Here is a 15,407-nt window from a genome sequence, read left to right as displayed (position 1 = left end):
AGAACCAACACTTTTTTGCATAACGATACTTATTTTAAACGATTTGGCTTCTCTTGCTTCTCTTTCGTTTTCTCAGGTTGCGGAACACGAATTCCTTCTACTTGCACGATAACTTGATCCACAACAATACCTGTCATCGCTTCAATCGCCGATTTCACTTGCTCTTGTACTTCTTGACCAACGTTAGGAATATGGTATCCATATTCAACAATAATCGATACTTGAATTGCAGTTTGCTCGTTTAAAGCTACTTGAATACCTTGTCGTAAGTTTTTGCGTCCGAGTAGTTGGTTGATATCCCCGACTACTCCACCTTTCATGCCACTGACACCTTCCACTTTGGAAGCCGCCATTCCAGCAATTATTTCAAGCACTTCTGGTGCAATCTCCACTTTTCCTAAAGGCCCTACACGTTCCATCATATTTCACCTTCTTCGAACAAGTTTATCCCTTCCAAAAACTGAATATGAAAATCTCCCTCTACAAAGTTAGGTTGAGACATCATTTTGATATGGAAAGGAATGGTGGTATGCACTCCCTGAATAGCAAATTCAGTAAGTGCTCGGCTCATTCTCGCCACAGCTTCATTTCGATCTTTACCCCAAACGATCAATTTTGCAACCATTGAATCGTAGTAGGGGGTAATAGTATACCCCGGATAACATGCGCTATCAACTCGCACGCCTGTTCCGCCAGGAGGCAGATAAAATTGTATCGTCCCAGGAGAAGGAATAAAGTTTTTCTCTGGCCGTTCCGCATTAATACGACATTCGATAGCCCAACCATTGATTTGGATATCTTCTTGAGTCACAGATAATGGATGCCCTGCTGCAACTAAAATTTGCTCTTTTACTAAGTCTACACCAGTAATTAACTCTGTAACAGGGTGTTCTACTTGAATTCGTGTATTCATCTCCATAAAGTAAAAATTTTGGTCACGATCAAATAGAAATTCAATGGTACCTGCACCGGAGTAATTCACTGATTTTGCTGCTGCGATCGCTGCCTGACCCATCTTTTCTCTTATTTCGGGAGAAATAGCAGGAGATGGAGCTTCCTCGATCAATTTTTGGTAACGCCGTTGGATCGAACAATCTCGTTCTCCAAGATGAATGACATTGCCATGATTGTCGGCTAAGACTTGAATCTCAATATGCCTGGGTTCCACAAGGAATTTCTCCAAGTATACACCGGGATTTCCAAAATTAGCTTCTGCTTCTTTTTGCGCGAGATTAACTGCATTCACTAATTCTTCTTCGCTGTGCACAACACGCATTCCTTTACCGCCACCGCCAGCTGTCGCTTTGACGATAACAGGAAAACCGATCTCTTTGGCTGTCTCTAATGCTACTTGGATATCTTCGATGACACCTTCTGTACCTGGAACAACTGGTACACCGCTTTCCATCATCGTTTCACGTGCAGTGGTTTTGTCTCCCATTTTCACAATCGCTTCTGGAGACGGGCCGATAAAGGTAATATTACAGCTCGCACATAACTCTGCAAAAGCAGCGTTTTCTGCCAAAAATCCGTAACCTGGATGAATCGCATCAACTTCTAACAATGTTGCCGCACTCATAATATTGGTCATGTTCAGATAGCTGTCACGGGACATAGCTGGACCGACACAATATGCTTCATCTGCAAGGGTAACATGGAGGGCTTCTCGATCTGCTTCAGAATAGATCGCAACAGTCGCAATCCCAAGTTCACGGCATGCCCGAATAATTCGAACTGCAATCTCTCCACGATTGGCTACTAATACTTTTTTAAACATCATTGTCTCCTCCTTCCCTAAGAAGGTTTCACGAGAAATAGGGGTTGACCATACTCAACTAGCTGTCCATTCTCCACTAGTACTTTCTCAATGGTACCACTTACTTCTGCTTCCAGCTCATTCATCAACTTCATTGCTTCCACAATACAAACTACTGTATTGCTATTGATGGTATCTCCTTCTTTAACATATGGATCAGCATCTGGAGAAGACGCACGATAAAACGTCCCTACCATTGGTGAAACAATTTTATGTAAGTTGCTGTCTGTTGATTCCTCAGCAGGGGTAGATGCAGCAGGTAGCGCTGTCTCTGCTACTTGTGCTGGGGCAACAGCTTGTGGAGCTGCTTGCGGAACAAAAGGAGCAGGTGCGGTCACTTGCTGGGTGATCACTTCCGCTTTCGCTTTCTTGATCGCTACTTTCTCTCCATCTTTTTCAAGCTCAAATTCATCAATAGAAGATTCATCAATTAAACGAATAAGTTCACGTATTTCATGCATTTTTAATGTCATTGTGCCTTTTTCCTCCTTGAAAACATTACGTCCTTATCATATCCATTTTTGTGGCAAAAGGCTAGTGTGATCTCCAAAAGGCGTGAGTATTAAAGATTTCTATAAAATTATTTATTTTTAACATTTACTTTTATCCATTCCCTATCTTAAGATAGAAGTAACGAAAGTTCGTGGAAGGAGATCAGCATGAAGATTGACTACAGCAGCTTCGGGAACGCACTTGGTTCCTTGATCATGTGGCTGCTGGATCAACTTCCTGAAAGCTGGGGAGTGGAGAAAATCATCCTCACTCTCTGGAACTTCCCTGTCCTGACATGGTTCGACATAGCCTTTCACTGGCTGACTGATGGTTGGGCGATACGTCTCGTCGGCTTCTATTACTTCTTCGCCAAGATCTTGCCTAAGTTCCTCAAGTGGGGCAAAAACAAGGCGAAAGCGAAGATCATGGGAAGCAAGATCATCAAAATGTTGAACGATTGACTTTCGTCAGCTGCACTGGCGGCACCTGTTTCAGGTGTCGTCCGTGCGGCACCGAAAAAAGAATGGCTTACCCATAGATATTGAAGGCGACCTATTTATAGAGTCGCTTTTATGTGTTCCCTGCTGCTCAGTTGAGCTATAATAAATAAAGTAAATGTACCATATATTCACCCCTTAGGAGGACCCCTTTGATGTCCAAATTACCATTACGTTCTGAACAAGACAAAGCATACCAGTGGAAACTAGAAACGATTTTCCCTACTGATGATGCATGGGAAGCAGAATTTGCTGCTGTAAAGAAATTGATTCCAAATTTGCGGCAGTTTGAAGGCAAACTTGCAGACTCCGCTTCTACGTTTTATCAAGCACTCTCCACTCGAGATGAATTATCCCAGCGCATCGGCAAACTATTTGTGTATGCCCGTATGCGTTATGACCAAGACACGACAAATTCCCATTATCAAGCATACAACGATCGTGCTACCAGCTTGACGACAGAAGCAGGCAGTGCACTTTCTTATATGCGTCCAGAAATATTGGCCATACCTGCAAATACGATACAGAAATTTTTACAAACCGAGCCAAAATTACAACTATACAGTTATGAACTGGAAGAATTAGACCGTTTCCGTCCACATGTATTATCTTCCAAAGAAGAAGCTCTGCTTGCAGAAGCTAGTGAAGTGTTAGGTGCGTCACGGAATACATATGGCTTACTCAATAATGCCGATATCAAGTTCCCTACCATCAAAGATGAGAATGGAGAAGAAATCGAGATCACTCATGGCCGGATGATTCAACTCTTGGAAAACACGGATGCTCGTGTTCGTAAAGATACCTTTCATGCGATCTATGAGACCTATGGCGGGTTAAAAAATACATTTGCAAGTACCCTTTCTTCACATGTGAAGAAACACAATCTCCTCGCTCGCTTGCGTCACTATGATTCTGCTCGTCAGCGATCACTCAGCGGTTACAATATTCCAGAAAAAGTGTACGATCAATTAATCGCGATCGTCCATGAAAACTTACCTTTGCTGCACCGCTATATCAAACTGCGAAAAAAAGCAATGGGTGTGAAAGAGCTTCATATGTATGATCTCTATACTCCATTTATCCAGCACACACCAAAAAAGATCACTTATGATGAAGCAAAAGACATCGTCATTACTGGGCTTTCTCCACTAGGAAAAGAGTATAGTGATACCTTGCATCAAGCTTTTCGTGATGGCTGGATCGATGTATATGAGAATCAAGGAAAACGCAGTGGCGCATATTCTTTTGGTACCTATGGTACAAACCCATTTGTGTTGTTAAACTGGCAAGACAGTATGGATAACATGTTTACCCTTGCGCATGAATTGGGACACTCCATGCACAGTTATTACACACGGAAAACACAACCTTATGTTTACGGTGATTATTCTATCTTTGTTGCAGAAGTAGCGTCTACTTGTAATGAGGCTATTTTAGGAGACTACTTACTTCAGACTACAAAAGACCGAAACGACCGGCTCTACCTGTTAAATCATCAAGTAGATAAATTCCGTGGAACAGTCTTCCGCCAAACGATGTTCGCTGAGTTTGAACTTATCATCCACCAACTTGCTCAAAATGGCGAAGCATTGACTGCTGAAACATTGACCAAAATCTACTATGAACTAAATCAAAAATACTTCGGCACTGACATCATCGTAGATGAACAAATCGGCTTAGAGTGGTCCCGAATCCCTCATTTCTACTATGATTTCTATGTCTATCAGTACGCAACAGGTACGAGTGCAGCTACTGCACTTGCCAAACAAATCTTAGAAGAGGGCAAACCTGCAGTGGACCGCTATCTGACATTCTTGTCGTCTGGTAGTTCCGCAGGTCCGATCGAAGTCCTGCAACGAGCAGGTGTGGATATGACCAAACCTGACCCCATCCGCTCCGCATTTGATGTATACGAAGGTTACTTGGATGAGTTAGAAGAATTGTTATAAGCTCTAAAATGGAATATACCCCCTAAAATAGATATTGGAAACCTCCTTGGGTAACCTAATCTGATTTCAGGGGGTCTTTTAGTAGCAAAAAAGGACAAAATTTTGAAGTCATGAAATAAAAAAGGTGAGGGCTATACATACAAGCGAATGAAAACGAACTAGATTATAAAATCTGCTATTCCCAAATCAGATCACTACTCAACTTTCCCTTTTCAAAAAAGTGCTTAAATGCTTCTACAACATCCGAAAACTCAATGCAATATTCTGCTGGAAAATCTATTCCTATTTGTTCCACTGTAATATATAAATATTCATCATTTGGAGTAACATGTGGATTCACCAACTGACTAGTCCCTAATTGATCATCTTCTGGATAGTACTCTACAGCATAAATCCTCTTATCCTCTTCCAAATCTCCACCACAAACCATTAAAGATCCAGTCCCTATTAAAGTGAGATCCGCTTGAGTACATTCCTCGCCATCTATGCGTTTTAACACTTGATAGATTTGTTCCCAACTAGGGTTATTTATCGTTTCGGATTTTCCTTCTACGTTTAAAGTCCACTTTTCCATTTAGAAACTCCTTTTTCGTTTACCAAGCCTTTCTTTGCTTACCGGGTCTAGGTGTTATGGTTACTTTTCCTGATGGCGTGATCACAACTAACTTGTCTAACCCAACTTCTTCAACTAACTGCTGTACTCCTCTCGAGTCGCCACAAGCAGTACAAAATGGGCGGTCTACCACTAAAGTTGCTGTTCCGCCAAGTATGTTATGCTGCTTCCTGTATTGGTATAGATTCCAAAAAGCATCACCTTCCGCATGGAAAACAGTTTGATTGTTTGTAGCACTCATACTTCTTTGGCCACCGCTTTTTAACCAAGCTGTCCTCATTGCTTTGTATCCACCTTGGTCAGCCCCCCAGCCATTTCTTCCCCATATTTGTACTCCATCTGCTTTTAAAACGGCAACTGTCTGCTCGGATTTCAAGTATTTTAATTCCTTTAAAACGTAGTCATCTCCAATTGCGGGTATCCCTAGCTCATGACGTACTTTGGCCACCGTATTCAAGTCCATTTTTTCAGGAGCAGGGCGTATTTTAGGTACATTATTCACTTTTTTAATTACTTGCCCTTGTATAATCGCACCATCCTTGGTCTGATATTTTCCTTTGCCTATTACTGTTGGTTTCACATTTTGTTCTACATACTCAAGAAATTTAGCCAGCGATTTTGCAAATTTTTGTTGATCCTTAATAACTTTTTTGATTCTTTTTTGATATTCGATATAGATTTTACAAACACATGTGGTGGTGATTTTCTTTAGTTGGGGAGAGAGGTATTCCGTAGTTACTGAACATTGACAAGTGTCACTTTTACCTTCTGCATACACTGGCGTAATACAAAAGATTTTGCTTACCGTATTGGGGGGTTTATTTGCTTTCGTAGTTTTCTTTCCAATATCTACGCTGCTTTGTAAAAGCTCTGGTAAATAGCGATACATTTTGATTTCATCGCTGGTAGCCGTAATGAAATCGTTTAACACCTGGTTTGCTACAAGTTGATCCTTCTTAGGTAACTTTCCTATGTCACCTTGTAACAAAAGAGCTTTTTTATTTATGTCTTGCATATATTTTTGTTTCTTGTTTGCAAAGTCAATCAGTTGATTATTTACTATTTTTACATATTCATTTTGAATTTGATCGGGTTTGAGCTCTCCAGAAAGTACCTTCTTCTGAAGCTCTTCACTAATTTTTTGGTAGTTGGAAAGCGTTACAGGAAATCGAACATTAAGATCTATGGCATATCTTTGATTCACAAGATTAAGAAAGTTGTAGTTGAAGGTCGTTGAATCAATCTGACTCTGCGTGTAAGGAACAAATTTTGTTGATGCAACTTTGTCTGCTGCCGAAGTACATCCTGCTAATAAACTAAAAGCAAGAACCAAAATACACGAAAACTGTGCAATACGCTGGAAAATTTTCTTCCTATTCATCAAATCCTCCTTTACAGATAGATCTTACGCCAGAAAATGGTAGTTCCTACCAAATTTATAAATCAAAAAATATTTGGGGTTCTTATCCTTTATTCCTAATTATATCATTTTAGTTATTCCCAAAAGGAATAATTTTCATTTTAATCAGAATTCCTATTGTACAATACCATACAGTATGGTATGTTGTATTTAAAAGATAACCAATGCAAAAATATATCGAAATTTAAAATTCAGAATAGTTGTTAGATAGAGTGAAATATACGCTATTTTAGATATGGCTATAGATCAAAAATTTTAAATTTCCCTTCTATTCCATTAAAACATGAGACCGTGAAATAGTAAGAGCATTTGATTAATCTGACTTTGATTAGAGAAGGAGTATGCTTATGAAACGATTCGAGAGGTTTATGTCCGTTTTTCTATGCATGTTAGTTCTCATGCTGTTCATCCCCTCTCCCTCTAATGCTGCTAATCCAAATGATGGAGTTGGAAGTATTGGTACTTCCAATGTTGCCGATAAACAAGATGACGAATTACTGCCGAATTCAGGGGATATAGTTCCAGAGGAAAAAAAGGATGAAAATAGCAAATCTATGTTTCAAAAGTATGGGAGATCTGCTTTAATCCTTGACTACAAAACTTCATTCAAAGATACAAAGAAAAGCCTGCTAAAACAAATAGGGATTCCAATTGAAGATTATCTTAATACGTCTTTCTTATTTCACACATTAAATGCGCTGCTATGGCAACTATATCTTATAGCTGCTTCCTTTTTTGTAAAATGGATTTCTTGGGGTTTCAATATGGTCATTATTACTCACATTTTAACAGCATATAAATCAGCAATGGAAAGTTTGGCAACATCCATTTGGGACCCTATGATATATTTAATGTCTTCTGTTGCAGTAGCTTGGATGGTTTACTACTGGATTTCTGGAAAAAAAACAATGCTATGGACGACCCTTCTTAACTCCATCCTTATTATTGCACTATCTACTTCTATTTTTATGAAATTACCAAATTTTTTGCGAGATGTTAGCAATGCTAGCGCAGATGTTTCCACTACGATTTTAACTGGTTTAATGGATAAGAAGATCCAAAAGAAAATATCAAAAAATTTGGCAAAATCCAGTGCTAAAGATCGTAAAAAAATGGCATTGGATATCATGGAAGAGAGTCTCGATGGTATTTTTATCGATTTACCCTATATGCTTATTAACTTCGGTTCTCCTGAACTCGCTAAACAGATTCCTTGGGAAAACGTATTAAATCCACCCCTAGGGAAAAGTCGAAACGAAGTATTGCAAGACACCTATGATAAATGGGTCGAAACCGGTAATTGTATTGAATTACCAAACGGTATGCGCAATTTAATTGGAGAAAAGCCCATAAAAGAAATGAAGAAGATTGAGGAACCTAAAAAATGCGCTCTTAGAGATAAGATGAAGTGGATGACCGCAGATAAAGCTCCAGAGCGTCTTGGCAATTCCATCATCATTATAGTATTTTCTCTTATCGCAATGATTTGTTTTGTCTATATTGCCTTTTTGACGATTATCTGGCAGTTTATTGCCCTTGGCAGGGGTTTGCTGGCAGCCGTTTATTTGTTAATCAGTTTATGGCCAGGATATGGAATGAAGGAAGCAGCCACGTGGGGTTGGTCGATGATTCAAGCTTTATTTATGAAAGTATTTTATACAATCATTCTTGCTGTTTACATCATTATGGTAACAGCTCTTTCTTCTAAAACAGATGAAATAGGATTTCTAAATATCTGGTTACTAGCTATCGGCTTGTTCGTCGGATTGAAGATAGCACTGAGCGAATTGCGTACCAAATTATCCAATATCCCACTCGGAAACGGTATATTTCTCCAAGGCACTACCAACGAAGCAGAACAAGGATTCGGATTCATTAAAAGAACTGGGGAAAAAGCGTTTGGCTATGGGGCAAAAACGCTTGGCTATGGGAAAAAAGCGCTTGGCTATGGGGCAAAAGCACTTGGCTATGGAACAGCAATCACAGGTGCTGTAACAGGAAATCAAATAGTAGCTAGAAGTGGATTGGCAATAGCTAGAAAAGGCGTTGGAGGAGCAATTGAGCAAGAAGGATACAAAGCTCTCAACAGAGTTGCTGAAAGAAGAAAAGATTCCATAGCAGAGAAAAAAGAGCAAAAAGCGGCTGAAAGAGCTTACCAAGATCGAGTGGATGGATTACTCCCAGAAGACGCTGCGTTTGCAAATTATGTTCGTAATACATGTGGTATTGATGTAACAACCTCAGAAGGACAAGCAAAGCTTGGAGAAGTAGCACCTGATTTTGCGAAAAATAATACAGCAGCATTGAGTAGAATTGGAGAAAACACCCTATCACGGGAAATGGCAAGGCAAATGCCTAGAAATGTTCCACCACCAGGTTCCTTGGAACACAAGTTACTTTCTCAAAAATTTGGTGAAGAAAACGTAGAGCGATGGAGAGAAGCACAATCAGAAGTGGATGGCAGATTACAAGCGTACAAAAAGCTGAGTACAATAGATAAAGCAACTATACAGAAACCAAAAACCGATCGGGCAGCTGTTCAAAAACAATTTGAAAAAATACAAAATAAAAATGCTTTAGGCAAAAAAGTGTTGGCTGACTTCAAAAATCAGGTTGCGAACTCGGGTTCAGTTGTCATAGATTTGAACCAAATGGGTTCGATCGGCAGTATGGGATCCATTGGCGAAAAATCCTTACAGGTAAAAGTTACAGGTAATCTTAAACAACATTTGCCTGATACTGCCGCGGAAACACAAAAAGTAATGGAAAGCGTCCGAAAACAAATTGCAGATAAGCTTCGTGCAGAAGGAATCCAAGCAAATAAAATGAATAAACCAATAAAAGTCAAAATTGACATGCCTGTTGGTGGAAACGGTACTTTCGGAACACAAAAGGTCGATTTAGTTCTAGATCGAGTAAATACAAGTGGATCCTCAGCAGAATCCCTTGACCCAGAAATTTTACGTAACCAAATTAAAAAAATACTGGCAAGTGTAAACAAAGAACGTTCCATCACTCCACCACCAAAAATTGACCTTGCAGCCACTTTCGTCGGAAAATTTACAGATGTACTTCAATCAGCTACCAAAGTAGAAAATGAATTACAGCGGCAGTTAAACTTTATAGAAAGTAATACAGATGTTGAAAATATAAGCGATTTTGCTGCTTCAGATAAGTTAAACAAACTTTTGAGGGAAGAGTTTGATTCATTTGAAAAACAAATCCGAAAAATGCAACAAGAGCTAGGCTTACAAGCAAATAACATGACTTCCTCGATGAAAAGCTTCCAAGCAGATGTGCAGGATGTTATTGCGACCATCAATAAGATGAAAAAAGATGTAAAAAAATCCTAGTAGGTCATTATTTCCACCTAGCAGTGACATCTAAAATATATAATTTGAAAATCAAAATATCTTTTCTCTAAAAAGAGTTAACAGAGGATAGATGTAGAAAGTAACTAGGACTTTTTTTAAATATATCTATTACTGGTATCTTTGTTTATCTGTGGTGTTAGCCTTTGTTATCTTCATAGAGAGTCAAAATATATGTTTATTATTAACATCACCATACTGTTATGTATGGTGATGTTAATAATTATCGACAAATCATTTTACAAACGAAGATAGATGAAAGGTACGACGAGAAACGTAAGTAAAATGAGAGTGTATAAACAAGACACCCTGTCAATCCAATACATATACTTTAATACCTCCAAAGTACCTATTTCACTAAATGAGTACTTAAGTAAATCTATATAGAAACTCACTACTCTTTCCTACATACCTTCAGGTATGATACATTGATCCGAAAGGAGCTAAGAAATGAATAATAAAACCAAACTTTCATGGTTGCATGAAGGTTTTGCTGTGCTTGAAGAGGCAGGACCTGAGCAATTAACAATCGATGAACTTTGCCGTAGATTAAAACTTACAAAAGGATCATTTTATCACCATTTCAAAAATCGCCAAGATTATATCCATTCCCTCATGCAACTTTACGAAGAAGACAGAACGCATGGAATAATTGAATTAAGTAAAGAAGGAGAAAGTCCCCGAAATAAACTCGATCGGCTAACGGAACTTGTCACCAGTCTGGTAGATAGTACAATCGAAATGAAAATTCGCGCTTGGGCATCTCATGATGAAACCATTCACTCTTATCAACAACGGGTTGATGAAAGTAGAATAAATTATGTTAAGGAATTATGTGAAAATGTGTATAAAGATCGTGTGGACGCAGAATTGTTGGCTAAGATCTATTACACCTTATTTATTGGAGCACAGCATTTAATTCCACCTATAAAAAGCAAAGAGTTATTTCATATTTACAAAACAATTAGGGAATATATCCGTAATGGCAACAAAAGCATATAAGAATTTAAAATGGTCCTAATCTCTTTTATATAATAAAAAAGAAAGAGTTCTTTTAATGGGCTCCTTCTTTTGTATTTTTTATAAACCTCCCTTTATGTACTATGAACGGAACACAAATTTCTTCTCTTTCCAACCGAAACTATCAAACCAACGATTCTCTTTATAATTTTCAATAGCTCTTAAGATGTACGGTATGACATTAGAAGGCAAATTGTTTAAAGGGAAGAATCGCAAATCATCACATTTGTGTGGTTCCAAATTTTGAATTTCCCCACTCCAATCTTTTACAACCGCAATGAAATCCACTCTTTCATCTGCTTCTCTCCGATGCATAACACCAATAACTTCAACATCTTCCTCTGTCACATCTACACCAGCTTCTTCTTTCACTTTGCGAACAGCAGCCTCTTTAACTGTTTCCCCACCGTCCAGATGACCTGCCACCACGCTATAGTTTCCATCTTCATAACCTGTGTTATAACGACGAAGAAGAAGTATTTCTTCATTTTTTATAAAAAACAAATGGATGGTTACAGGTGCTGTGAATCTTTCTGTACTCATTTTTCATCATCTCCAGAATGCTAATAAATGGTTATTTTACCAATACTATGCCTATTCTGTCCACTATCTCACTTTGAAGCATGATTCCATAGCCGGACACTCTGTTCTATTTGTTCTGGACGCGGAGTTGTAAAATGAAGGTGATCCAGAAAGTTAGGAGTCTAGTACCAAAATATCACAAAGAGACTCAAGATATCTTGAGTCTTTTAAGCTTTTTATTCTCTAAAAAATACCGTCTTACTATAAAACAAAACAATCATAACAATTAAGATAGTGTTTGCAAATGTTCTTCCAAGCGATCCATGGTCTCCGAAATACCCTGCTCCATTCCCATATCGATAACGGATTGCAATGCTTCAGGTGTTTCATACTTTGCTTTGGTCACAAGTTTTGTTTTACCATCTTGCTCGATAAACAATAATGTAATGTTACTGGAAGGCATGCCCTCTGCTTCATTTCCCTCTGCATCTGAGAAATAATCGGTATAAACAATTTTTTCCGCTGCTATGATATCTTCATATACTGCTTTTCCCCAGGATTCCATCCCATAGAAATCACCTTGATTTTTATCCTCACACTTCATACAGTAGTGCCAAATACCACCTGGGCGAAAATCGATGTTACAAACCGTAAGCGTCCAACCACGAGGTCCCCACCATTGTTTTAAATGCTCTGCTTCCGAATATGCTTCAAATACCAATTCCCGTGGTGCATCAAAAACCCGTTCTAATGTCAGTACATTTCCTTCTACTTTAGATACCATTTTGTTAGACATACATTGCCTCCCATATTTTTTCTTTCCTTATCAGTTTACCCAATATCACTGATTTCCTTCTGTATCAAATATAACCTAACAGGAATATTCTTGTCAAGGAATATTTATCTCAAAAAAGCATATTTTCAACTATTTTGCGCTTGTTGCATTGCAGGAATTGTAGGATAAGCCGACAAAGTATAAATAGAAGAATTAATCCATCAAAAAATGGGAGGCGGTATTTATCAAAAATTGTACACTGGCTCTATTGATCATCATTTGTTTCATAACAGGTTGTACTAGCTCAAACCTGGAAGGAAACTGGGTAGTTAATTGGTCTGAAAAAAAGGATCCTTGTTTTTATACCATCTTTTTCCTAGAAGATAATCGAGTGAATGCCTTCCAATCAAGCAATCTACATCCGGTCAACTTTACTTATGAAGAAATAGGTAAAAACAAATATAAGTTTACTGCGGGTAAGCGTGAGGAGAATCTTGATATTCAAATGAAAAACAATCAAATGACGATCAAATTTGAAAATGGACAAACTGTTTGTCATTATCGAAGAATGAAGAACACAAGCGGAATGTAGTAAAAAATCCGATCTCCTAAAAATAGAGATCGGATTTTTTTATTGTAAATCTTATAAAATCTCAATGGATGAGATAACATCATTCCATGTGCCTTTACCAAGCTTGTACTTAGTAAGATTAGACAATTTTTCTCCTGGTTTCAACTTCCAGCTGCGTCCACCGAATTTGATATCCTGATAAAAAATGATTCCATTGCCACTACCTGAAACTTTAATGGAAGATGCAACATCATTCCAATTCTTTTTGCCATATTTCAAATGTTTACTTTTGTTGTTCACAAGAGTTTTATCATTTGAACAAAATGTTATCGATGAACCTTTAAAATGAATATCCTCATATAATGTAACGCAAGATTTTTTTTGTTTCGGTTTCGGCTTTGGTTCTGGTTTTGGTTTTGGTTTCGGTTTTGGCTTAGGTGTTGGTTTCGGTTTTGGTTCTGGTTTTGGTTTCGGTTCTGGCTTTGGTTCTGGTTTTGGTTTCGGCTTTGGTTTCGGTTTCGGTTCTGGTTTTAGTTTCGATTTTGGGTTTGGTTTAGAAGTTGAGTGCTTTGGTTTTGTTTTAGGTACAATGCTCTTTGCATAGCCCCCTGGTTTTACATCGGGTGTTGATGCTTGTTTAGAAGAGGTCGCTGTAGAAGAATTTGATGTTGGTCCTACTTTTTCTGAGCTTTGATTATTTGGCTCTGGTATCGAAGCTTGATTACCATTGCTAGATGGTTGTTCGGTATCTTCGTAAGATATAGGACCTGCGTCCAATTCCTTCTCTACACTTTGTGATGGAAGACTATCCATTATCTCCTTCTTCACATCTTTGGAAACAACAGGACTTTCAACTAAGTTCGTTTGTATTTGCGGCTTAACTGTAGAAGATTGGGCATAGGTCTGAGTATACTGGTAAATGACAATGCCGCCAATCGTACAGATGAGACCAAGTGATGTTAACTTCAACCATTTGGCTAACTTATCATTTGATGATTTATTCATCGAATCCTTTTTCTCCTCCATAGCTTCCCTCCTTCACACATATACTACTACTATAATACTATATATTCCCATTTACGGAGATAATAAATTATGAAAATTAAGTCTCATTATACGGAAGACCTCCAATTTGTTAGTTGAGTAAAAAAACGAAGCATTAGGTAAAAAATGTATGAAAAAAGAAGCGTTATGGGCAACGCTTCTTACGCTTTATAGGCTACGGATATTTGGCTAGCAGCTACTTGCATTTGTTTTTGAGCCATTGTGATGATTTCTACTGCCTTCTTGCGACTCAAATCTTTGCTTTGAACGATAATATTGACATGGTCATTTTCTTGCATTACAACCACATCTTGAAATCCTGCTTCTCTTATTTGTTCTTCTAGAGTGGTCTCTGCTTTATCTAACTTGTTCATCGCCTCGATTTTGGCGTTTGCTGTCTCTAGTTCTTGTTTTGTAGAGGTAGGGTTCATCAGAACTTGGTAGTAACCTTCTAATTGTTTTTCTCGTGTTGCATTTCGTTGCATGTGATAACTGACAAAATAATCACTTGCTTCACTTGTCTCTTTTTTCACTGCTACTGGTTTTTCCAATGATTTGATATCCACTTGCACTTGATCGCTTTTCACGTTCCCCATCTCATCAATACTCTGGATTGCGGGACCTGCTGGTTGATCTGGACCAGTCACAATATAGTAAGCAGATAATACTACCATCAGTGTCAACATGGTTACCAACCACATGGTTTGACGATTCATTGTCATTATCTATTCCTCCTTAACCTCTTGGTAAAACAGATATTCGATACGATGGAACATCTAATATACGCTGCACTGCTTCGATTACCAATGCTCGTACTTGCAGATTTTCCACACCTCGAGCTACTACAAGCACCCCTCTTACTCGTGGTTTAAGTCGTTTGATCACAATTGGCTGCTCTCCTTGGTTTGTCCGATAAACAGAAGTTTTTTTGTCTACATTGTTTTGATTCACGGATCGAGATCCACCTTTTGTATCTGCTTCATTTGTTGTTTGCTCTGATTCCCGCGTATCCGATTGAACTACTTCTTCTTCGGTAGAATCAAGGTTTACGACTACAGATACATCACTTACCCCAACTACTTTGCTCAAAATGGCAGAGAGTTCTGACTCAAACTGTTCCTCATAATCTTGCATCCCATTCTGTTTCAGTCCATTGGTAGGTTTGACTGAAGTCTTACCTGTTGACAGCGGATTTGAAATTGCATCTTCTTCTTGAGTAGTTAGGAACGAAGAAAAGAGAAGAATACCAGCTCCTACACACCCAACTAAAATGAGGTAATGCCACTTTTTTTGCTTTGGTAACCACTTTTGGAGCAT

General features: G+C 38.4%; 15 protein-coding genes. 5 read left to right on the top strand and 10 right to left on the bottom strand.

What is annotated here, in order from left to right:
• Positions 1–29: 29 nt before the first annotated feature.
• From MK805_RS04360 to accB, 3 genes are read right to left on the bottom strand one after another with little or no spacing between them, the layout of a single operon-like run.
• Positions 30–422 (bottom strand): Asp23/Gls24 family envelope stress response protein, encoded by a 393-nt coding sequence (locus MK805_RS04360; protein ID WP_240874025.1) that lies wholly within the window; start codon positions 420–422, stop codon positions 30–32.
• Positions 419–1,777, bottom strand: a complete 1,359-nt coding sequence (gene accC / locus MK805_RS04355) for an acetyl-CoA carboxylase biotin carboxylase subunit (RefSeq protein ID WP_240874293.1) — start codon at positions 1,775–1,777, stop codon at positions 419–421. The genes MK805_RS04360 and accC overlap by 4 nt, the downstream gene beginning before the upstream one ends.
• Positions 1,778–1,794: 17 nt before the next feature.
• A complete protein-coding gene (gene accB / locus MK805_RS04350; protein WP_240874024.1) occupies positions 1,795–2,289 on the bottom strand; it encodes an acetyl-CoA carboxylase biotin carboxyl carrier protein in 495 nt (164 codons plus the stop codon).
• Positions 2,290–2,475: 186 nt separating this feature from the next.
• On the opposite strand from accB, the gene MK805_RS04345 reads away from it, so the two are divergent.
• Positions 2,476–2,769: a hypothetical protein gene (locus MK805_RS04345; RefSeq protein WP_240874022.1), complete on the top strand. Its 294-nt coding sequence runs from the start codon at positions 2,476–2,478 to the stop codon at positions 2,767–2,769.
• A gap of 191 nt (positions 2,770–2,960) precedes the next feature.
• Positions 2,961–4,754 (top strand): oligoendopeptidase F, encoded by a 1,794-nt coding sequence (pepF, locus tag MK805_RS04340; RefSeq protein ID WP_240874020.1) that lies wholly within the window; start codon positions 2,961–2,963, stop codon positions 4,752–4,754.
• Between the two features lie 175 nt (positions 4,755–4,929).
• On the opposite strand, the gene MK805_RS04335 is transcribed toward pepF, so the two are convergent.
• Together MK805_RS04335 and MK805_RS04330 are read right to left on the bottom strand one after the other, a co-directional pair.
• Positions 4,930–5,328, bottom strand: a complete 399-nt coding sequence (locus MK805_RS04335) for an Imm1 family immunity protein (protein ID WP_240874018.1) — start codon at positions 5,326–5,328, stop codon at positions 4,930–4,932.
• A gap of 19 nt (positions 5,329–5,347) precedes the next feature.
• Positions 5,348–6,748 (bottom strand): hypothetical protein, encoded by a 1,401-nt coding sequence (locus MK805_RS04330; RefSeq protein ID WP_240874016.1) that lies wholly within the window; start codon positions 6,746–6,748, stop codon positions 5,348–5,350.
• A gap of 386 nt (positions 6,749–7,134) precedes the next feature.
• Between MK805_RS04330 and MK805_RS04325 the strand changes: the two genes are divergently transcribed.
• Positions 7,135–10,140 (top strand): hypothetical protein, encoded by a 3,006-nt coding sequence (locus MK805_RS04325; protein ID WP_240874015.1) that lies wholly within the window; start codon positions 7,135–7,137, stop codon positions 10,138–10,140.
• 468 nt (positions 10,141–10,608) lie between these two features.
• Entirely contained in the window at positions 10,609–11,160 is a 552-nt protein-coding gene (locus MK805_RS04320) for a TetR/AcrR family transcriptional regulator (RefSeq protein WP_240874013.1), read from the top strand.
• Positions 11,161–11,259: 99 nt separating this feature from the next.
• On the opposite strand, the gene MK805_RS04315 is transcribed toward MK805_RS04320, so the two are convergent.
• Complete coding sequence (locus tag MK805_RS04315) at positions 11,260–11,721, bottom strand: NUDIX hydrolase (protein ID WP_240874011.1); 462 nt, start codon at positions 11,719–11,721, stop codon at positions 11,260–11,262.
• A gap of 265 nt (positions 11,722–11,986) precedes the next feature.
• A complete protein-coding gene (locus MK805_RS04310) occupies positions 11,987–12,496 on the bottom strand; it encodes an SRPBCC domain-containing protein (RefSeq protein ID WP_240874009.1) in 510 nt (169 codons plus the stop codon).
• Positions 12,497–12,866: 370 nt separating this feature from the next.
• Here MK805_RS04310 and MK805_RS04305 point away from each other — a divergent pair, with 370 nt between their 5' ends.
• Positions 12,867–13,067 (top strand): alpha-crystallin domain-containing protein, encoded by a 201-nt coding sequence (locus MK805_RS04305; RefSeq protein WP_240874008.1) that lies wholly within the window; start codon positions 12,867–12,869, stop codon positions 13,065–13,067.
• 51 nt (positions 13,068–13,118) lie between these two features.
• Here the strand turns inward: MK805_RS04305 and MK805_RS04300 are convergent, their stop codons facing one another.
• The 3 genes from MK805_RS04300 to spoIIIAG all read right to left on the bottom strand — a co-directional run bounded on the left by MK805_RS04300 (position 13,119) and on the right by spoIIIAG (position 15,407).
• On the bottom strand, positions 13,119–14,072 hold the full coding sequence (locus MK805_RS04300; RefSeq protein WP_240874006.1) for a hypothetical protein: 954 nt from the start codon (positions 14,070–14,072) through the stop codon (positions 13,119–13,121).
• A gap of 179 nt (positions 14,073–14,251) precedes the next feature.
• Positions 14,252–14,812: a SpoIIIAH-like family protein gene (locus MK805_RS04295; protein WP_240874005.1), complete on the bottom strand. Its 561-nt coding sequence runs from the start codon at positions 14,810–14,812 to the stop codon at positions 14,252–14,254.
• A 13-nt stretch (positions 14,813–14,825) separates the two neighbouring features.
• Entirely contained in the window at positions 14,826–15,407 is a 582-nt protein-coding gene (gene spoIIIAG / locus MK805_RS04290) for a stage III sporulation protein AG (RefSeq protein WP_240874003.1), read from the bottom strand.

Source organism: Shimazuella soli (genome assembly GCF_022511585.1).
Classification (GTDB): domain Bacteria; phylum Bacillota; class Bacilli; order Thermoactinomycetales; family Thermoactinomycetaceae; genus Shimazuella; species Shimazuella soli.
Note: the sequence above shows the minus strand (reverse complement) of the source record. Positions and strands in the feature narration are given on the sequence as shown.